The organism is Leisingera methylohalidivorans DSM 14336, from assembly GCF_000511355.1.
In the GTDB taxonomy this organism is placed as follows: Bacteria; Pseudomonadota; Alphaproteobacteria; order Rhodobacterales; family Rhodobacteraceae; genus Leisingera; species Leisingera methylohalidivorans.
In genome coordinates, this window is the sequence record NC_023135.1 from 706,230 (window position 1) to 726,897 (window position 20,668).

At 60.1% G+C, this 20,668-nt stretch carries 12 protein-coding genes, 3 tRNA genes and 3 rRNA genes; 11 read left to right on the top strand and 7 right to left on the bottom strand.

Annotated elements, in window-relative coordinates; genetic code table 11:
- Position 1: 1 nt before the first annotated feature.
- From METH_RS03620 to METH_RS03660, 8 genes are all read left to right on the top strand, one after another.
- On the top strand, positions 2-1,456 hold the full coding sequence (locus tag METH_RS03620) for an aldehyde dehydrogenase family protein (RefSeq protein ID WP_024089061.1): 1,455 nt from the start codon (positions 2-4) through the stop codon (positions 1,454-1,456).
- A 1-nt stretch (position 1,457) separates the two neighbouring features.
- Complete coding sequence (locus METH_RS03625) at positions 1,458-1,841, top strand: carboxymuconolactone decarboxylase family protein (RefSeq protein WP_024089062.1); 384 nt, start codon at positions 1,458-1,460, stop codon at positions 1,839-1,841.
- Positions 1,842-2,760: 919 nt separating this feature from the next.
- Positions 2,761-4,228: ribosomal RNA gene (locus tag METH_RS03635) — 16S ribosomal RNA — on the top strand.
- 258 nt (positions 4,229-4,486) lie between these two features.
- Positions 4,487-4,563, top strand: a tRNA-Ile gene (locus tag METH_RS03640).
- A 20-nt stretch (positions 4,564-4,583) separates the two neighbouring features.
- Positions 4,584-4,659, top strand: a tRNA-Ala gene (locus tag METH_RS03645).
- Between the two features lie 410 nt (positions 4,660-5,069).
- Positions 5,070-7,913 (top strand): 23S ribosomal RNA (locus METH_RS03650).
- Positions 7,914-8,106: 193 nt separating this feature from the next.
- Positions 8,107-8,221: ribosomal RNA gene (rrf, locus tag METH_RS03655) — 5S ribosomal RNA — on the top strand.
- The 16S, 23S and 5S rRNA genes sit together here with 3 tRNA genes alongside, the layout of an rRNA operon.
- Before the next feature lie 48 nt (positions 8,222-8,269).
- Positions 8,270-8,346: transfer RNA gene (locus tag METH_RS03660), tRNA-Met, on the top strand.
- Here the strand turns inward: METH_RS03660 and METH_RS22945 are convergent.
- The 4 genes from METH_RS22945 to METH_RS03685 form a co-directional block, all read right to left on the bottom strand.
- Positions 8,303-9,991: a recombinase family protein gene (locus tag METH_RS22945; protein WP_084013846.1), complete on the bottom strand. Its 1,689-nt coding sequence runs from the start codon at positions 9,989-9,991 to the stop codon at positions 8,303-8,305. The two genes, METH_RS03660 and METH_RS22945, sit on opposite strands and share 44 nt — an antisense overlap.
- A gap of 470 nt (positions 9,992-10,461) precedes the next feature.
- Complete coding sequence (locus METH_RS22515) at positions 10,462-12,687, bottom strand: AAA family ATPase (protein ID WP_024089064.1); 2,226 nt, start codon at positions 12,685-12,687, stop codon at positions 10,462-10,464.
- Between the two features lie 93 nt (positions 12,688-12,780).
- Entirely contained in the window at positions 12,781-13,686 is a 906-nt protein-coding gene (locus METH_RS03680) for a hypothetical protein (protein ID WP_024089065.1), read from the bottom strand.
- A 150-nt stretch (positions 13,687-13,836) separates the two neighbouring features.
- Complete coding sequence (locus METH_RS03685) at positions 13,837-14,331, bottom strand: hypothetical protein (RefSeq protein ID WP_024089066.1); 495 nt, start codon at positions 14,329-14,331, stop codon at positions 13,837-13,839.
- A 617-nt stretch (positions 14,332-14,948) separates the two neighbouring features.
- Between METH_RS03685 and METH_RS03690 the strand changes: the two genes are divergently transcribed.
- The gene (locus METH_RS03690) at positions 14,949-16,514 is read left to right on the top strand and encodes a plasmid recombination protein (protein ID WP_024089067.1); all 1,566 of its coding nucleotides are present in this window, start codon (positions 14,949-14,951) and stop codon (positions 16,512-16,514) included.
- A gap of 283 nt (positions 16,515-16,797) precedes the next feature.
- On the opposite strand, the gene METH_RS22955 is transcribed toward METH_RS03690, so the two are convergent.
- On the bottom strand, positions 16,798-17,547 hold the full coding sequence (locus tag METH_RS22955; protein ID WP_425412321.1) for an oligopeptide/dipeptide ABC transporter ATP-binding protein: 750 nt from the start codon (positions 17,545-17,547) through the stop codon (positions 16,798-16,800).
- On the opposite strand from METH_RS22955, the gene METH_RS25340 reads away from it, so the two are divergent.
- Together METH_RS25340 and METH_RS23745 are read left to right on the top strand one after the other, a co-directional pair.
- A complete protein-coding gene (locus METH_RS25340; RefSeq protein WP_024089069.1) occupies positions 17,488-17,766 on the top strand; it encodes a DUF6537 domain-containing protein in 279 nt (92 codons plus the stop codon). The genes METH_RS22955 and METH_RS25340 overlap by 60 nt on opposite strands.
- A 68-nt stretch (positions 17,767-17,834) precedes the next feature.
- A complete protein-coding gene (locus METH_RS23745; protein ID WP_156927435.1) occupies positions 17,835-18,095 on the top strand; it encodes a hypothetical protein in 261 nt (86 codons plus the stop codon).
- Between the two features lie 139 nt (positions 18,096-18,234).
- Here METH_RS23745 and METH_RS03705 read toward each other — a convergent pair whose 3' ends face one another.
- Both METH_RS03705 and METH_RS03710 read right to left on the bottom strand, forming a co-directional pair.
- Complete coding sequence (locus METH_RS03705; RefSeq protein WP_044008326.1) at positions 18,235-19,839, bottom strand: ABC transporter ATP-binding protein; 1,605 nt, start codon at positions 19,837-19,839, stop codon at positions 18,235-18,237.
- 10 nt (positions 19,840-19,849) lie between these two features.
- Positions 19,850-20,623 carry an ABC transporter permease gene (locus tag METH_RS03710; RefSeq protein ID WP_052348659.1) on the bottom strand — a complete coding sequence of 258 codons (774 nt, stop codon included), beginning with the start codon at positions 20,621-20,623 and terminating at the stop codon, positions 19,850-19,852.
- Between the last annotated feature and the right edge of the window lie 45 nt (positions 20,624-20,668).

The following is a 20,668-nucleotide window of genomic DNA, read 5'->3' on the forward strand; positions in this document are numbered from 1 at the left end:
TATGATACAGCTTGATGCCGAATGGCTGAACTATATCGACGGTGAATGGATGTCTGGCGGGGCAGGGTGGATCGATGTCACCAACCCTGCCAACGGCGAACTTCTGGCCCGCCAGGCGCTGGCCGATGCCGCCGACGTGGACCGCGCCGTGCAGGCCGCCCGCCGGCTGCACCTGTCAGGGGAACTGTCCGCGCTGCGCCCGATTGCGCGCGGGCGCATGGTGCAGGAGATGGGCCGCTACCTGCTCGACCATATCGGCGAAATCGCCGGCGTCCTGACCCTGGAGCAGGGCAAGCCGCTCTGGGAATCCCGGATTGAGATCGAGGGCGCCGCGCTCTATTTCGAATACTACGGCAATCAGGCCAGCACGGTGGAGGGCCGTTCGATCCCGCTGGGCGGCGGCTATTTCGACTGGACCGAGAATGAGCCGATGGGCGTCTCCGCCCAGATCATCCCGTGGAACTACCCGGTGGAAATGACCGCGCGCTCGCTGGCGGCGGCACTGGCCACCGGCAACGCCTGCGTGATCAAGACGCCGGAACTCACCCCGCTGACCAACGCCTGGCTCGCCCGCGCAGCCGTGGCTGCCGGTTTCCCGCGCGGGGCGGTCAACATCCTGTGCGGCTACGGGCACGAGGCCGGCGCCGCCCTGTCGGCGAACCCGCAGGTCAACCAGATCGTTTTCACCGGCTCGGTGCCCACCGGCATCCGCATCGCCACCGCGGCGGCGCAGAACGTGGTGCCCTGCGTGCTGGAGCTTGGCGGCAAATCCGCCGCCATCGTGCATGAGGACGCCGACCTCGACGCGTTTGAAAATGACATCCGCTGGGGCATCTATTTCAACGCAGGCCAGGTCTGCAGCGCCATGAGCCGGGTCATCGTTCATGAAAGCCGCCACGACGAACTGGTCGAGCGGGCGGTGAACGTCGCCAACAGCCTCAGCACCGGCCCCGGCATCGACCGCAATGAATTCGGCGCCAACATGGGGGCGATGGTCTCGATGCCTCAGCGCGACCGCGCCTTGGGCATCGTTCAGCAGGCGCAGTCCGATGGTGCCGCGATCGCCACCGGCGGCACGCCGGTTGGCAACGCAGGGGCTTTTCTGGCGCCCACCGTGGTCTGCGGCATCAGCCCGAACGACAGCATCGCTCGCGAGGAAATCTTCGGCCCCGTGCTCTCGGTGCTTAAATTCCGGTCCGATGCCGAGGCGATCGGGATCGCCAACAGCACCGAATACGGGCTGGTCGGCGGCGTCTTTACACGCGACCTGGACCGCGCCACCCGCTGCGCCCGCCAGCTCCGCGCAGGCCAGGTCTTTGTGAACGAATGGTACGCAGGCGGGGTCGAAACCCCCTTTGGCGGCTACGGCAAATCCGGATACGGCCGCGAAAAGGGCCGCGAGGCGCTGTGGAACTATGTGCAGACCAAGAATATCGCCATGAAATTGAGAGGCTGAGATGAGCGCATTTGATGAAGACCTGTTCCTGAAAGGCCTGGAGCAGCGCAAGGCAACCCTTGGCGCGGCATACGTCGAGAAGAACCTGGCCGCGGCGGATGATTTCACCCGGCCCTTTCAGGAGGCGATGACCGCCTGGTGCTGGGGCTTCGGCTGGGGCGATGATGTCATAGATGCCAAGACCCGTTCGATGATGAATCTGTCAATGATCGGCGCGCTGGGCAAGATGCATGAGTGGGAGCTGCACTGCCGCGGCGCCATCAATAATGGCGTCACCCAAGAGGAGATCCGCGCGATCATCCATGTGATCGGGATTTACTGCGGTGTGCCCCAGGCCCTGGAATGCTTCCGCGCCGCCCGCAAGATTCTGGAAGAGCAGGGCTGAGAGCTGAGCTTTCAGTTTTGCAGCCTGGCCGGCGGGTGTTCTTTCCGTCTTTTGTTCGGGGCTTTGGCCGCATCCTGTTTTTGGCGGCCTTGGCGGGGGTATTTTTGTCCGGACGGAAGCGGGGGGATTCCTGTTTGGGGCTGTTTGGAGCGATTCCGGGGACGGTTCTGTGGATAAGGCGGGCCGGTCTGTGGGTAAGTCCGGCGGATCCCGGGGCGGCGGGGTCCGGGGCGGAGTCCGGCGGTTGCGGCGGCGGTTGCTGAGGGNGGCGGGCGGGGCAGGGGGCNNGAGTTTANTNCNGCGTAAGCCGTTGATTTTGTTGGCATTGCGGTTTTTCCGGGCAGAAAGTTTTGTTTTTTGCGATTTTGGGCTTGCGGGTTCTGGGGGGTAACCGTAAAAGCCCCCTCACCGGCGGCGCTGAGGCGCAGCGGGGCACACCGGACGGGGCGGCGGCGACGCAGGAACGGACGGGAGACACGGCGGAGAGACGCCGGGACGGGCCGGAGAGACGGCAGGACGCCCGGGAGAGACCGGGGCATTTTGATGGATTTGGCAGGCGGGCGCGCTGGGAGAACTGGCGCATCGGTCCTGTTTTTGACCTCGGGATGTTTGCTCTTTGACATTGATGGATAACTGAAGAGATATGTGGGCGGTTTGGTTCGTTTCGATGGATCAACGTCTGTATATCAACGCTCTTAGGAAGTTCGCTTCCGATGATTGAGTGTCAGCTTCACTGTCTTGTTCGGCTTCGGTTTCTTTTGAAACCAAGCACAACAGACAGAGAATAATTGGTTGCAGTTCCGGTTCCTAGCCGGGTCGGATCGCAAGGCATTTCAGACCCCCGTGTTTGAGTGTTTTGTTAAAGCAACCAGTGATGTGCAGAGGTTCGAACGTCAAGGATACGCTGGCAACGGCGTTTCAACTTGAGAGTTTGATCCTGGCTCAGAACGAACGCTGGCGGCAGGCCTAACACATGCAAGTCGAGCGCTCTCCTTCGGGAGGGAGCGGCGGACGGGTTAGTAACGCGTGGGAACGTGCCCTTCTCTAAGGAATAGCCACTGGAAACGGTGAGTAATACCTTATACGCCCTTCGGGGGAAAGATTTATCGGAGAAGGATCGGCCCGCGTTAGATTAGATAGTTGGTGGGGTAACGGCCTACCAAGTCTACGATCTATAGCTGGTTTTAGAGGATGATCAGCAACACTGGGACTGAGACACGGCCCAGACTCCTACGGGAGGCAGCAGTGGGGAATCTTGGACAATGGGCGCAAGCCTGATCCAGCCATGCCGCGTGAGTGATGAAGGCCTTAGGGTCGTAAAGCTCTTTCGCCAGAGATGATAATGACAGTATCTGGTAAAGAAACCCCGGCTAACTCCGTGCCAGCAGCCGCGGTAATACGGAGGGGGTTAGCGTTGTTCGGAATTACTGGGCGTAAAGCGCGCGTAGGCGGACCAGAAAGTAAGGGGTGAAATCCCAGGGCTCAACCCTGGAACTGCCTCTTAAACTCCTGGTCTTGAGTTCGAGAGAGGTGAGTGGAATTCCGAGTGTAGAGGTGAAATTCGTAGATATTCGGAGGAACACCAGTGGCGAAGGCGGCTCACTGGCTCGATACTGACGCTGAGGTGCGAAAGTGTGGGGAGCAAACAGGATTAGATACCCTGGTAGTCCACACCGTAAACGATGAATGCCAGTCGTCGGGTAGCATGCTATTCGGTGACACACCTAACGGATTAAGCATTCCGCCTGGGGAGTACGGTCGCAAGATTAAAACTCAAAGGAATTGACGGGGGCCCGCACAAGCGGTGGAGCATGTGGTTTAATTCGAAGCAACGCGCAGAACCTTACCAACCCTTGACATCCTCGGACCGCCAGAGAGATCTGGTTTTCACTTCGGTGACCGAGTGACAGGTGCTGCATGGCTGTCGTCAGCTCGTGTCGTGAGATGTTCGGTTAAGTCCGGCAACGAGCGCAACCCACATCCTTAGTTGCCAGCAGTTCGGCTGGGCACTCTAGGGAAACTGCCCGTGATAAGCGGGAGGAAGGTGTGGATGACGTCAAGTCCTCATGGCCCTTACGGGTTGGGCTACACACGTGCTACAATGGCAGTGACAATGGGTTAATCCCAAAAAACTGTCTCAGTTCGGATTGTCGTCTGCAACTCGGCGGCATGAAGTCGGAATCGCTAGTAATCGCGTAACAGCATGACGCGGTGAATACGTTCCCGGGCCTTGTACACACCGCCCGTCACACCATGGGAGTTGGGTTTACCCGAAGGCCGTGCGCCAACCACTTCGGTGGGGGCAGCGGACCACGGTGAGCTCAGCGACTGGGGTGAAGTCGTAACAAGGTAGCCGTAGGGGAACCTGCGGCTGGATCACCTCCTTTCTAAGGATGATGCTAGCATCATGGAGCCTGCTCCTGATCGTGCATCACTTAGCATGGACAGCAAACAAAGCTGTCCGCATCGGGGCATCGCAAGATGCCCTCTGGACCGGACCGTCCTCATATCTCTTCAGGAAAACACGCGGCAGCAGCCGTTACTGGCAGCTGTCGGTGACATAACCACTGAGTGCTGCTCTCGGGCATTGCCTTGCAATACCCTGTCGCACACCGGTTTTGTTTTGCAGAGCAGAACGAAAACCTGGGTCGGTAGCTCAGGTGGTTAGAGCGCACGCCTGATAAGCGTGAGGTCGGAGGTTCAAGTCCTCCTCGACCCACCATAATCCCTCGGGATATATTTGGGGCCTTAGCTCAGCTGGGAGAGCGCCTGATTTGCATTCAGGAGGTCAGGAGTTCGATCCTCCTAGGCTCCACCATCCCCCGCGGGGACGCCGTAAGGAAGAACATATCTTCAAGCAGTTTCTGACTGTTTGAACGTCTGTTCTTCAGACGAAAATTGACATCGTTAAGAGAGATACAATCAACAAGACTGTTGGCCGCCCGAGTGTGGGACCGGTCTCAGTCAGGTGCTGACTGTCCTTCGGGACGGGATGCGAGCTTCAGAATACGTCATGTTTCCTCAGACGTCCTGAAGTCTGCCTGATTGAAAAGACAGTGTTGTCCAAGTCAAGTACACTAACCCGCATGATCTGAGGATCATGCAACAAGTTCCTGGTCGCAGATGTGGCCGGGAGCGGGATAGTTTGCTTTTTGGTTCAGAATAAAGGCGCCGGTTTCTTACCAGCTTCCGGAGCCGCGGAAGGTAACACTTTCTTTTTCTGGATCAAATCAAGCGCGAGAAGGGCGTTTGGTGGATGCCTTGGCAGTAAGAGGCGATGAAAGACGTGATACCCTGCGATAAGCTTGGGGGAGCCGGGAATAGGCTTTGATCCCAAGATCTCTGAATGGGGGAACCCACCTGAAAGTTTGTTATAATAGCCGCCGGTTTATTCCGGATGGCTGCTTATAATGGGCTTAACCAGGTACTTATAGACTGAATACATAGGTTTATAAGAGCAAACCCGGGGAACTGAAACATCTAAGTACCCGGAGGAAAGGACATCAATAGAGACTCCGTTAGTAGCGGCGAGCGAACGCGGACCAGCCGAGCCTGATGAGTGAGAAGAACATGCTGGGAAGCATGGCCATAGCGGGTGACAGCCCCGTATTCTAAGCTCTGAGGGACGTATTAAGTAGGGCGGGACACGTGAAATCCTGTTCGAAGATCGGAGGACCACCTCCGAAGGCTAAGTACTCCTTACTGACCGATAGCGAACCAGTACCGTGAGGGAAAGGTGAAAAGCACCCCGGCGAGGGGAGTGAAACAGTACCTGAAACCGAACGCCTACAATCAGTTGGAGGCCCCTTGAGGGCTGACAGCGTACCTTTTGTATAATGGGTCATCGACTTGGTCTCACGAGCAAGCTTAAACCGTTAGGTGTAGGCGCAGCGAAAGCGAGTCTTAATAGGGCGCATGAGTTCGTGGGATCAGACCCGAAACCGAGTGATCTAGGCATGGCCAGGTTGAAGGTGCGGTAACACGCACTGGAGGACCGAACCCACATCCGTTGAAAAGGATCGGGATGAGCTGTGCCTAGGGGTGAAAGGCCAATCAAACTCGGAGATAGCTGGTTCTCTGCGAAATCTATTTAGGTAGAGCGTCATCCGAATACCCCGGGGGGTAGAGCACTGGATGGGTAATGGGGCCCCACAGGCTTACTGATCCTAACCAAACTCCGAATACCCGGGAGTACTGGATGGCAGACACACGGCGGATGCTAACGTCCGTCGTGGAGAGGGAAACAACCCTGACCTCCGGCTAAGGCCCCCAATTCATGGCTAAGTGGGAAAGCAGGTGAGACGTCCAAAACAACCAGGAGGTTGGCTTAGAAGCAGCCATCCTTTAAAGATAGCGTAACAGCTCACTGGTCTAATCAAGATGTCTTGCGGCGAAGATGTAACGGGGCTCAAGCCATGAGCCGAAGCCGAGGATGCACATAGTGCATGGTAGCAGAGCGTAGTGTGACATAGTTCCATGCGTCCTTACTTTCCTCCGGGAAAGATTGGACGCAAGGAGCTTTCGATGAAGCGGGCGCGTGAGCGATCCCGTGGAGAGATCACTAGTGAGAATGATGACATGAGTAGCGACAAAGAGTGTGAGAGACACTCTCGCCGAAAGTCCAAGGGTTCCTGCTTAAAGCTAATCTGAGCAGGGTAAGCCGGCCCCTAAGCCGAGGCCGAAAGGCGTAGGCGATGGGAACCACGTTAATATTCGTGGGCCAGGAGGATGTGACGGATTGTGAAGGTAGTTCATCCTTATCGGATTGAATGGGCTGCTGATCAGTCCCTGGAAATAGCCCTCCGTCAGACCGTACCCTAAACCGACACAGGTGGACTGGTAGAGAATACCAAGGCGCTTGAGAGAACGATGTTGAAGGAACTCGGCAAAATACCTCCGTAAGTTCGCGAGAAGGAGGCCCGGGTCCTACGCAAGTGGAATCCGGGGGCACAAACCAGGGGGTGGCGACTGTTTATTAAAAACACAGGGCTCTGCGAAGCCGTAAGGCGACGTATAGGGTCTGACGCCTGCCCGGTGCCTGAAGGTTAAAAGGAGGGGTGAGAGCTCCGAATTGAAGCCCAGGTAAACGGCGGCCGTAACTATAACGGTCCTAAGGTAGCGAAATTCCTTGTCGGGTAAGTTCCGACCTGCACGAATGGCGTAACGACTTCCCCGCTGTCTCCAACATCGACTCAGCGAAATTGAATTGCCTGTCAAGATGCAGGCTTCCCGCGGTTAGACGGAAAGACCCCGTGCACCTTTACTACAGCTTCGCACTGGTATCAGGATTGTGATGTGCAGGATAGGTGGTAGGCATCGAAACCGTGACGCTAGTCGCGGTGGAGCCTCCCTTGAGATACCACCCTTCGCACTCTTGATATCTAACCGCGGTCCGTTATCCGGATCCGGGACCCTGCGTGGCGGGTAGTTTGACTGGGGCGGTCGCCTCCTAAAGAGTAACGGAGGCGCGCGAAGGTTGGCTCAGAGCGGTCGGAAATCGCTCGTTGAGTGCAATGGCAGAAGCCAGCCTGACTGCGAGACTGACAAGTCGAGCAGAGACGAAAGTCGGCCATAGTGATCCGGTGGTCCCGAGTGGAAGGGCCATCGCTCAACGGATAAAAGGTACGCCGGGGATAACAGGCTGATACTGCCCAAGAGTCCATATCGACGGCAGTGTTTGGCACCTCGATGTCGGCTCATCTCATCCTGGGGCTGGAGCAGGTCCCAAGGGTACGGCTGTTCGCCGTTTAAAGAGGTACGTGAGCTGGGTTTAGAACGTCGTGAGACAGTTCGGTCCCTATCTGCCGTGGGTGTAGGATACTTGAGAGGAGTTGCCCCTAGTACGAGAGGACCGGGGTGAACGAACCACTGGTGGACCTGTTGTTGCGCCAGCAGCAGTGCAGGGTAGCTATGTTCGGACAGGATAACCGCTGAAGGCATCTAAGCGGGAAGCCCCCCTCAAAACAAGGTATCCCTGAGGGCCGTGGAAGACCACCACGCCGATAGGCCGGAGATGTAAGTGCAGCAATGCATTCAGTTGACCGGTACTAATCGCCCGATAGGCTTGATTTGATCCAGTAACAGACAGTGTTACTCGAACCAAAGCAAACACATCCCAAACTGACTTGGACAACCTTGATTGTAACGCCTTCCGCTTTTGGAAACGTCCCCGTGACGTAACAGACCAGCGGCAACGCATGTTTGCTTTGCAAACACGCTGCCTGCCGCCAAATCCAAAAGCCGGAGGCTTTTGGATTTTCCTCGGTTTGGTGGCTACAGCACAAGTGAAACACCCGGTCCCTTCCCGAACCCGGAAGTTAAGCACTGTCGCGCCGATGGTACTTGGGCTCAAGCCCTGGGAGAGTAGGTCACCGCCAAACCTAGTAAAATCCAAACCTCTCATAACGATATCAAAAAAAAACACCTGACGCGGGATGGAGCAGCCAGGTAGCTCGTCAGGCTCATAACCTGAAGGTCGCAGGTTCAAATCCTGCTCCCGCAACCAACACAATTTCCTCTGACATATCAAAGGCTTCGGATAGACCGTCCGGGGCCTTCTTCGTGTTCGGGGCCCGCGCACCCGCCGCAAGACGCAGCAGCCCCGCCAGATCGCCCTCCAGGGTCAGATCCAGGCCGCTGCCTTCCGCCGCGGGCGTCAACACGATCCGCTCCACCAGAGACCGCAGCGCCTCCTTGGCCTCTTCCATGCCTTCGGCGGAGCCAAGGGTCCGGATCAGCCGCGACACCCGCTCCCGGTAGGCCTCCGCCATCGACGGGTGAAACACCACCGTGTCCGGGGCAGGGGTCTGCTCCAGCTCCCGTTCCAGCTGCTGTCGCCGGGTGTCGAGCTCGATCATCCGGTCCTTGACCTGCTCCGCGGGCACGCCCGCGATGATCGCATCCACCAGCTTCTGATGATCCCGCTTGGCACGGGCGAGCGCCTGTTCCTTTTCCTTGCGGTTCCCGGCGGCTGCCGCCTTCAGCCGGTTGCGCTCGGCGGTATATTCCTCGCAGAAGATCTGCACCGCGTCCGGATCCATCAGGTGGTTGGCCAGCGCATCCAGCACCCGGGCCTCCAGGTCTGCCTGTTTGATGGTGCGCTTGTTGCTGCAGACCGCGGCGCCCTTGTTCCTCGCCGGGGAGCAGCCGAAGCTGTCCTTGGAGATCTTGGCAAAGCCGCCGCCGCAGCAGCCGCAGACCATCAGCCCGGAAAACAGGGTCTTCGGGCGTCGGCGGTCCCAGACCGGAACATTTGTGCCCGCGGTCTTCAGTGCGCCCTGGCGTACGCGGACCGTGTCCCAGAGCTCCTGATCGACGATCCGCAGATGGGGGACTTCTGTGATTGTCCACTCGCTTTCTGGGTTAAGGCGCGAGATGCGCTTGCCGGTCTGCGGATCCTTCACGTAGCACAGCCGGTTCCAGACCTGCCGGCCGATATAGAGTTCATTATTCAAGATGCCAGTGCCGCGTTGGCGGTTGCCGTGAATGGTAGAAGCGCCCCAATAGCGGCCGGACGGGGCGGGAATACCTTCTTGGTTGAGCGCTTCGGCGATCTTCTTCGGCGACAGGCCACTGGCGTAGTCCGCGCAGATCCGGCGCACGACATCTGCCTCTTCCGGGTGGATCTCACGCTCGCCGCGGATCACGCCGCCATTGCTCGTGAGTTGCGGCTTCATGCGGTAGCCGTAAGCTTTGCCGCCAGCGGATTTTCCCAACAGTGCGCGTCCTTTGAGACCGCGATGGGTCTTCATCGCGATGTCCTTGAGCTGCAGCGCATTCATCGTCCCTTTCAGCCCGATATGGATCTCTGAAATCAGCCCTTCCGAGAGGGTCTCGACCGCGATGCGGTTGAAACAGAATTCCTGGTAGATATGGGCGATGTCGGCCTGGTTGCGGCTCAGCCGGTCGAGGGCTTCCGAGATAACCACATCGAAGGTGCCGCCGCGCGCATCGCGCAGCAGGGCCTGCATGCCGCTGCGCATCAGGCTGGCGCCGGAGATGGCGCGGTCGGAATAGGTGGCCGCGACCTCCAGCCCCTGGGCCTTGGCGTAATCGGTGCAGTCGCGGATCTGGTCCTCGACAGAGGCGTCGCGTTGCAGGTCTGTCGAGTAGCGGGCGTAGATGGCTGCTCTGAGCCTGGGCTGGGACATCGGTGCCTCCGAGGATTGCTTCTAATCTGGCTTGTTCTCAACCCGGTGGTCGGCGCGAGCGGCTTCCCGGGCCAGGGCGCGCATCAACGCGTGCAACTGCGCCTGAGTGCCGGGTGCATCGGCCGGGCGGACGGTGGTTTTGTCAGCGAGCGCATCGGGTGCCCGCCGACAATTGACATAGCTCTTTTGGTCCCGTGCCATAGGCCGAGGTCTCCCGCCGCTCCCAGGCCGGTGCCCGGGGCGTTTTTCTTGATGCTGCTGATCTGGCCGGGAATTGCCCCGGCGGCTGTTGACTTCATCATAACGGGAGCGGGAGGGCGACGGGCCTGGTGAAAGCGGGAACGATGCCGCCCCGGGCCGGGTTTATGTGGATAACCCCGCTGGCGAGGGTCTTGTCTAGCGCCGCGCGGCGGCGTCGGGAGGTTTGCTTCCCCCAAGGTCACCGGGAGCAAACTATTTCCGGGAGGGAGTTATCCGGAAGTTGCGCCGAATGCAGTTGCTGAGTTTGCAGTGTCCTCCCCGATGCGATCCGGACCATCATTCGTTCCATTCCTGCGGGGCAAGGCCTGCAGCCAGGACTTGATGGCCTCGCTGTCGAATTCTCGTTCACGCGTCAGAACCGAAGCCATTTCCCGGAGCAGGTGCCGGTGCGGGTACAGCAGAGCGCGAGCGCAGTCTTCGGCATGGTCGAGCCGCTCCTGCAGGCGCTTGCGTTCTTCTGACGTCAAACGGGCAAAGTCCGGCGGTCCGAACCAGGCATTGCCGTGAATGCCCAGTCCCAATTCATAGTCCATCGACAAAGCAAGTTGTGCAGCTTGCGCCAGATCGGATGCCGCGCTGCCGCCTGCTCCGGCGGACACGCTGCCGAATACGAGTCGCTCCGCTGCGCGGCCAGCGAGATGGATATACATCTGCCTGTCGAAATCCGCCTCCAGCCCGGCACAAGGGGGCGCGGTGCGTTCGGTCAACCCTCCGGTGGGAGAGAGGCAGACACGTTTGATCTCCTCCCCGTACAGCCAGGCGGAGATGACGTGCCCGCATTCATGCACGGCGATGCGCAGGTCCAGCTGCCTCCGGTATCCTTGTTCCTGGCCGAGGACCTGCGCAAGAAATCCGGGCTCAAAGCAGCGCCCCTGGCGCCGCGCTCGCGCCCGGGCCTCGCGGATGCGGGCGTCGATGACGGCCGGTGTTTGTCCGGCCAGTTTCCGGGACAGCGGGCGCAGATCTGACCCGGAGTCCGGGAAGGCCAGTTCAAGCATGGTCTGGATTTGCTGCCGGGTTGGAAGCGGCATCTCGTGATGCAAGTCGAAACGGCCCGGACGCAGGATAGCCGGGTCGATCTTTCCGGGAAAGTTCGTGGCGCCGATCAGCAGAACGCCTTCTTCTTGGTGCAACAGGTCGATCTGGCGCAGGAACTCGTTGATCACCTGTTGGCGATAAGCCTGGTTGCGGTCGCCGGTGTCAGTGCGGCATCCGGAGCTGTCGATCTCATCGATGAACAGCACGCAAGGTTTGCGGGACTTGGCGTTCTGGAAACACGCCAGCATTGCCGCCAACATATCCCCCAAGTGACCCCGGGCCTGCCAGGCGCCGAAAGAGCCCTGGATCAGGGGAACCCCGGCAGAGGCAGCGATAGCCTTGGCAAGCACGGTTTTGCCGGTTCCGGGTTCGCCGTAGACCAGCAGCGAGCGCGACATGGCGCTCCACTCGATCTCACCGCGCTGCCAGCTGTGGAGGTCCGCGACCAGATCTGCCGCCGCACTGTGCGCGGGAGAGGTGCCGTTAATGTCCTCCAGGGACAGCCCGTGGACCCCGCCAGCGTGCCGCCGGGGCCGGGAAACCGCCGCAGCGAGGCGCTCTGCTGCGCTGCGGGCATCCGGGGCCCGGAGCGCCAGCAGCACATCCGGATCGCCCAAACCGGCCAGCGCACTGTCGTCAGGGAGGACCGGTCCCACGGTCTCTCTGTCGATTTTGCCGGTTGCGCTGTGACTGTGTTCCAGCTGCGTGATGAGGATATCGCGGCTCAGCGGCTCCAACTTCACGGGGTCGGGCAGGACCGTACTGAGATTGTCCGGGAGGCTTTCACCGTCCGGAAGCAAAACAAGCAGCGGGCAGGGCAGCTGCAGCGCTTCGCACAGGTTGCGCTCGAGGCGGTAGAGATCGCCGGTCCGAGACGTGCCGGTTGACGTTGTAACTTGAAGTACTCGGAGTGTCTGCTCGTGGTGCCGTTCGTCGCCCAGAGTCGTGACCTTCCAGGCTTCGGGCAAAAAACCGTAGCGGCAGGCCGCCAGGATTTGATCTGCGTCTGCGGTGCGGAACCCGGAAAGTACGGTGACGGCGCCCGGAGCCAGAAGAGTTTCCAGAACATTCCGGGATGAGATGAAGGTGACCGCGAGCCGAAGCGCGATCAGGCTCCGGCTCGCGGGCAGAACGGATGCTGGGCGGCTGCGCCCCTGGTCGTCCAGCGCCCAGCCGTCGATGCCGCTTTCCCGGAGTTGGTCTAGCTCCTCACTGGCCCGGTGCTGCGATCCGGGCAGGTCTTTGAGCGCGTTTAGGAGTTTGGATTTGGGGTGGTCCGGGGTGGCACCGGTGCGTTTGTCAGCTGCGTTGATTTGATCTGAGATCATCCGCCGCAGGACATGTTTGGCAAAGGAGATCCAGGCGGGGTTGGGGGAGTGAAGTGGGAACTGTGGCATAGTTCGTCTCCGGATAAGATGCAGACAAAAGGGCGCCGCCCTCCCGGACTCCGGGTTGGATGGGGCGGTGCTGTAGGGGCGGATGAAGGGGCGTCAGGCGGCGCTGTCGGTATCGATCTCATCGAGCAGCCGAAGGATCTCCCGGGTCACCTCCGCGAAATAGATCTCGCTGCGGACATTGATGGATCCGGCATAAAGATCGGGCGGCGCGATGCTGTCCGGGAAGGTGGACTTCACCCTGGCATGCAATCGCTTCTCGGTCTGCAAGGCCAGCTGCCCGGTCGGCATGGGAACGGTCTTCAGGATCTGGGCATCGAGGCCGTGGTGCTTCAGCAGCTGGTGGCGAAGGCGGGAGTCCGGGTTCCGGGAAAAGCCCAGCTTCACCAGCAGCGCGCCATTTGGGAGCTTGAATTGCATGGCGTAGAGGTGGCTTGGCGCGGCGGGCCAGTCGTCACCGCAGTTGCCGCAGCCAAACCTTCCGGTTTGCATGTTGACCCGGGCAATGCGCTGGACATGGCCGCAGGATGGATGCCGGTACAGACGATAGTTCGGATCGCTTTCGGGGTCGGGCCCGGTCAGCGTCCAGCCCTGGGCCTCGGCCTCGGTTTGCTCTTTCCGGCTGTGACAGGCCTCGCATCGCACGTCGCAGATCCGCGCGGCCGCGCGTTTGACCAGCTCAAGCTGCCGCCGCAGGCGATGGCCGCAGTCTGCGATGTAGAAGCCATGATGACGGCTTTGCGGGTCGCGGCCTGCCCACTTCAGTCCAGCAGCTTTGGCGTCAGCTTGCCAGCGGTGCTCGATGCAATGCGGGCAGAGCGGCTGGTTGTTCATCACCACGAAAATTTTACCCATATGCGTTGCCCCGCAGGTCCGGCAGCGCAGCAGCAGGTGGTAGCGGTCGCGGATGCGCTTCAAAATGTCGAAGCCTTTGTTTGCAGCGGTGTCGCGCCAATGCGCGTGGATTGTGAGCGGAAACGTCTGAGTTGCGGACTGGGTCATTGAAAACTCCATTCGGGCATAGGGGAACGGACGACGGGCGCGGGGTGCGCCTGCCGGAGAAATTCTGGAAACGGATAGGACGCGGCCGGGCGCAGGCGGAGAACCCCGCTGCATGGCCAGGTCAGGTATTGTCAGGGAATAGGGGCGGGATCAGACCGGTGCGAAGTCCTGGGCTGCCGTGGCCATCTCAACAACGGTATGGACTTGCCGCGCCGCGCGGTTCAGCGCCTGGCGGACATCGGGAACTTCCGTGCTGAAGAGATCACGATGTTCATGCATCAGCTGCTGGAAACGCAGGGTCTCATCCGCGCTGGTGGCCTCGATGAGGAAGTGCAGCAGCATGGCCATACGCTGCAACGGTTGATCTTCGGCGGAAGCGGTTGGGGCGGAGAAAATATCAGACGCCAGACGCAGGCAGTCCTGCCACTGGTTCTCGGCGGCCTCGAAAAAGCCGCTGGTGGCAGGATCCCAGCTCATGGAATGCGACAGGTCGCGCTCCATCCCGATAGCCGCATCTACAGCTTCGATTAGCCCGGTGAAGGTCCGGTAAATAGGCGTTGGTCCCTCATCGGAAATCGGGCAGGGCAATGCAGGGCGCAGGTCTTTTGCCGCGCTTAAGCGCGTGATAACAGATGCAGCAGTCATGTTGGTCTCCTCAACCGAGATCAGTGTGGTTAGGGCGTAAGCAAGGGGTGGAGCCCTTGCCTACGTCCGCCATTATATGGTACCAAAAAACCAAAAATCAATACGAGATTCGCTGGCATGGCAAAAAAAACCAGAGGACGACCGGCAGTCGATACGGAAGCTGTGAATCTGCGATTGCCGCGCGAGATGATCGAAGTTGTTGATGCTCAACGGCGGAGTGAAGAAGACCTTCCGACACGGCCAGCCATGATCCGAAGGATGCTCAAACAGTGGTGTCATGATCGCGGAATAGACGTCGAAGAATAGTCTGCTTCGGTAGAAACAAACGCTACATTCAACCAGATCATCGAAAAACAATAAGGCAACCACGGCCCCCGGCGGGCGGGTCCAGCAGGCTGCTGGCCGCAGGAAGCTTGTCTGGGCGGAGCCCAGATGTGCTGACGAGGAGGGGATCGAAGGGGGTATCCCCCTCGCGAACGGCAAGTTGCAATCTCGGGGTCCAGCCCGGGATTGCAACTTGCCTAGTGAGTACAAGCCTCACAAAATCAAACAAGTCTCTCGGGATTTTCGTCGTCTTCGCAGACACTCGGATCAGTCAAGCAGATCTGAGGTTGCAGATGACCATACATGCCAAGTTCCGCCAAGACCAGTCCAACAAACTTGACAAGGCTCCTGTCGTCCTCCGGTTCACCGGCCTGTTCCCGTATCAGCTCTGGAAATTCCGGCTGCATGACAAGCGCGCTGGCGGCGACTTGGCGCATGTCGACCTAGATGTGTCCGGGTTGAACGAAGTGCTTGCCGGAGAAACGGGGTGGAAGGAGCGGATTTGCACTGAAGTTGCAGAGATGCGTGAGCACAATTTTGAAGAGCGCCTTCGCGCATTGCGGGCGAAATCACGCATCAGCCAAGCCGAGAGAGAAACCGCCAAGGGGCCTTCAGATCCCTGGAAGGAAAGCGCCAACGGACCTTTGCGTGAAGGTATTCTGACCGTGAACAAGAAATGGTTTGGCGGGCCCGGCATCCTGGAGTGGGATCCCGAGCGCGTCGCGGAATTTCGGGAGGTCGCGAAGAATTTCCTGAGACAGCACTTTCCAGATGACCAGCTGCGCTATGCCTCCGCCCATGTCGATGAAGAGGCTTATCACATTCACTTTGTCGTTGCGGTCTGGTCCGAGAAAATTTCTGCCAACAGCGGGCGGCAGGTCGTGCTGCAGCCGTCAGCGAACCCGCTGCTGAAGAACTACGAGCATGCCCAGGACCTTGCTGGAGAGACGTTCGCAAAAATCGGAATTACTAGGGGGAAGCGCCGTGCCGAAGCCCGGCGGAAGGCACGGGCGGATGGCGCGCTCCAGCCTGAAACGCGACATCATGTACCGCCTTCACAGTGGCGTGCCGAAGAGCGCCGAGCGGCGCAAGCAGAGAAGAATCGCATCCTGGGCGATGCCCGGATGGAGGCGAGGGCGGTCGCCGAGGGCGCCCAGGACCTGGGCAAGGCCACGGTCAGGAAATCGCGCAAACGCGCGATCAAGGAGGCGCAGGCCCGCAAGCGGCGGGCCGGGCGGGAAACTGCTGCGGCCGAACGCAGCCGCGACGCGGCAGAGGCCAAGGCGCGGCAGTTTGAAGAGGCGGCTGCCGCCGCAAATTCTAGGAAAGAAGCCATTGAAGCCGCGGTCGTAGCCATGGAGCCGATGGTGAAGGGGTATGAGGAGAGGGCGGAAGCGGCTGCGGAAAAGTACCGGGAGCAGAAGGCCGCCCGGGAGGCCGAGGAAGCGAGGCTGAAGGAGGCGGAAGAAAAGGTCAGGGTGAAGGTGGCTGAGGCAGAAGTAATCTCGGATGCTATAGAAACCAGTCTGGAGCTTGTAGCTGATGGTGCGCTTGCTTGGCAGGAGGCATCAGCAGATCTGCCGCCGCGGCTGATCTGGGGGGCGGCTGCTCCGAAGACCAAAGACGCACAGGATGAAAAGCTGAGGGAAATCCGCCCTGCACTGCGGATGGTCACTCGCATTGCGCAAATGGTGGCGCGGACCGTTAAGCGTGTCCTCGCCAAAGAGCGGCAAAAGCTGAAAAATGACGCGGATTATGTTCGCGGCCTGCGTCAGGAATGGGAGCCGGAAGACGATGCGCGGCTGAAGCGGATCTCGCTTGGTGGGATAGAAAACGGTCCGAAAAGGACGGGTTGCTGACTTTCGCTAAGTGACAAACCAAGGTTTGCTGTGCGGACAAAGCCGCCTTTTGCTCATGCAGTGTTTGCTGACGCAGAAGCCCTTCGCACCTGAAGCACGTCCTTTGATGTGACCTAGCCTGGGTCGTCTAAGCAGCCATTCGCAAACGTCATCAATCTTGGCGCACCGGCGGAATCGTAAAGAAGCAATACCTTGCAGCCACAAAATTCGGCACAAAGCATGGTTCTGCACAGCGATTATCGGAAAATCATTTCAATTGCACGCTAAGTGCAGGCACCACACACTAGCCACCGAGATCTTCTCGATGGCACCAGATGACATGTCCGTCTGAAAATTCCCTGCATGGCGGTGCAATCTCTTCACAGACCGAACCCATGCGTTTGGGACATCGGCGTTGAAACGGGCAGCCGCGTTCCGGAGGGCTGAGCTCGACAACATCGCTTGCTTCCAGTGTCGGCGTAAAATCCGGGTCTGGTTCCAGAACCGCGCCCAAGAGAACCTCTGTATAAGGGTGCAAGATTGGCCCGTAGACATCTTTGGTCGGGCCAAGTTCGCACAGGCGCCCTTGATAAAGCACTGCCACGCGGTCCGACAATGCCTTGACCACGGCAAGGTCGTGGCTGACGAAAATGTAGCTAGTATCATTATCGCGCCGAAGATCGTCCAACAGTTCCAGCACCGCAGCCTGAACCGACACGTCAAGCGCTGAAGTGATTTCGTCGCACAGAACCAGCTCAGGTTGCGCCGCGAAGGCACGGGCGACGGCGACGCGCTGCTTTTCACCGCCTGAGAGTTGGCTGGGAAGCCGGTCCAGATAATGCGCCCCAAGTCGGACTTGCTCCAGCAATCCGGTCGAGCGATTCAGCAAGGCTTGACCAGTTAATCCGAAATAGAGTTTCAGGGGCTGGGCGAGTATCCGGTCAAGTCGGAATTCGGTCCTTGGGTCCGTCACGTCTTCAGGATGCTCACGCCAATGAAGCGGCTGCGCGGCACCCTGTTTGACATCTTTGGTTACACCGCTGAGCGCCGCCACGAACGCGGCCAGATCCGTGAATTCGAGCAAGATATCGAACAGGTCATGCGCGCCCTGTCGGTCGAGACGATCGCAGACGCGATCACGCTGGCACGGCTTCCTGAAACGATCAAAGGCTTTGGCCATGTCAAACAAAGGAATGCGGGCCATGCTGCAAGCCAAAGAGCTCAACTGTTGAAAAGAATGGGCTTGCTGGCTACCCGAGTCAGCCAAACTTAGAGGCGATTAGTCGGGGGTTCTCTTATCAATTGTGATTCAAGGTGTCGGAACTTCGGCGTGTTGCATGAATGACCAATGTTCACTCTGCTGGGCAGCGCAACATTTTTCGACTTGGCAGCAAGATTTGTGCTGAGAGCGCGCGCAGCGAGAAAATCGAATTCACAGTTTGGGCACGCAGCCAGGTTGCGCCGCTTGCGGCGCAAAAGTCTGTTCATGCGGTGCAAACGACGGCACGTCGAACTAAGGCGCCAGTCAAACCTGAAATGGCCGGTTATTATGCCGCCTTATGGCCGGAAATCGTACCGCCGTTGTTAGGCTGGAGGGGCTAAAGGCCTACTGCAAAACCAAAAGCGTCGCCGCCCGAATTGCCTGAGCCGTTTGACCATCCTCTCTGACAAAAGCACGGCCCGGTGGCGAAAGCACCACCGGGCCGTGTCGTTTTCGCGCGACGGGAACCGCCCGCCCGGCTCAGCTTGCCAGCTTCTGCCGCACGCCGCTCAGCCAGCCTGTATCCATCTGCGGCACCGAGGCCAGCAACCGCTTCGTGTAATCTGACTGCGGCGCCGAGAATATCCGCGCCTGTTCGCCGATCTCCACGATCTCGCCCTGCTGCATGATGACAACCTGATCGGCGATCGCCTCAACCGTGGCCAGGTCATGGGTGATGACCATGTAGGTCAGCCCCAGCTCCGCCTGCAGCCGCAGCAGGAGCCGCAGGATACCTTCGGCCACCAGCTGGTCCAACGCGCTAGTGACTTCGTCGCAGATGATGAACTCCGGCTCTGCCCCCAGCGCGCGGGCAATGCCGATGCGCTGTTTCTGGCCGCCCGACAGCTCGGGAATGCGGCGGTCCAGGAAGATCGCCGGTTCCAGCTCGATTAGCTCCATTAGCTCATTCACCCGCTCCCGCAGCGCCGCGCCGCGCAGCCCCATGAAATGGCGCACCGGCCGCTCCAGCGTCTCCCGCACGGTGTGGCGCGGGTTCAGTGCGGTATCCGCCATCTGATAGACCATCTGGATATGGCGGAGGGTGGCGCGGTCCCGCTTCTGATAGCGGCCCGGCAGCGGGCGGCCCTGCCACAGGACCTCGCCCTCGCTGGGCGGCAGCACGCCGGCAATCACCTTGGCCAGAGTCGATTTGCCCGAGCCGCTTTCGCCGACAACCGCTGTGGTCTGGCCCTTGGGCAGGTCGAGGCTGACGCCCTGCAGCACCTTGGCAGAGGCATAGCTTGCCTCGATACCACGCAGTGACAGCAGCGGCCTGGCTTCAGCGGCGCCCCGCACCGGCCGTTTCAGTGCGCGCACCGCCCAAAGCGACTTGGTATAGTCCTCCCGAGGCGCCGCCAGCATCTGCCGGGTGTCAGCGGTCTCCACCTCGCGGCCGTGTTTCATCACCGTAATGCGGTCGGCCATCTGGCTGACCACCGCCAGGTCGTGGGTGATGTAGATCGCCGCGGTGTCATACCGGTCCACGATATCGCGGATCGCGCCCAGAACCTCGATCTGGGTGGTCACATCCAGCGCCGTCGTCGGCTCGTCAAAGATGATCAGATCGGGCCGACAGGCCATCGCCATTGCCGTCATCGCCCGCTGCAGCTGGCCGCCGGACACCTGATGCGGATAGCGAAAACCGATCTGTTCCGGGTTCGGCAGCTGCATCTGCCGGTAGAGTGCGATGGCGTCGGCCTCGGCCTCCGCCCGCGCGGCGGTACCATGCAGCAGCGGCGCTTCGCAGAACTGGTCGATCAGCTGATGCGCCGGGTTGAAGCTGGCCGCCGCCGACTGCGCCACATAGGCGATGCGGCGGCCGTGCAGGTCCTGCAGCGTCGCGGTCCCGGCCTGGGCCAAGTCGATGCCGTCGAATAAGATCTCGCCGCCGACGATTTCTACTCCGTCGCGGGTATACCCCATCGCCGCCAGCCCGGCTGAGCTCTTGCCCGCTCCGCTTTCGCCCACCAGCCCCAAGACCTCACCCTTGTTCAGCGTCAGGTCCAGCCCATGCAGGATGGTGGTGCGGTTGCTCTTCGGCCCGGCCTCAAGCCGCAGGCCGCGAATATCCAGTAGCTTGCTCATTGGCTAGTCCTCAGCTCTTCAGGCCGCTGGCGCGGTGCAGCATCCAGTCGACAATGAAATTGATGGCAATGGTCAGCAGCGCAATGGCCGCCGCCGGGATTAGCGGGGTAATGTCGCCAAAGGTGATCAGCGTCGCGTTTTCCTTCACCATCGAGCCCCAGTCAGCGGTGGGCGGCTGAATGCCGATGCCGAGAAAGCTGAGCGCGGCAATGAAGAGGAACACGAAGCAGAAGCGCAAGCCAAACTCTGCAATCAGGGTCGAGGAGATGTTCGGCAGCACCTCACGGCGGAGCAGCCACAGCGTGCCCTCGCCGCGCAGCTGGGCGGCCTGGATGAAGTCCTGGCTAACCACATTCATTGCCGCGGCGCGCGACAGGCGGAACACCGGCGCGATATAGATCACCGCGATCACCGCCACCATGTTAGGGATCGATGCACCGACGATCGCCAGCAGCATCAGCGCAAGGATCAGCGGCGGCACTGCCATCAGCACATCGATCACGCGCGACAGAAGCTGGTCCATCCAGCCGCCCTTCAGTGCGGCCAGCATGCCCAGGGCAGCGCCAGTGGTGAAGGCAATGCCCGTGGTCAGCAGCGCCAGCCCGACGGTGTTGCGGGCGCCGTAGATCATCCGCGACAGCATGTCCCGACCCAGATTGTCGGTGCCCAGCGGGAAGGCCGCGCTCCAGGGTTCGTATTCGACCCCGACGATTTCGGTTTCCCCGTAGGGCGCCAATAGCGGGGCAAACACCCCAGTGACCAACACGGCAGCCAGGATCAGCATTCCCAGCAGCGCGGTAGGCGGGGCGGATTTGAGGGTTTTCACGTC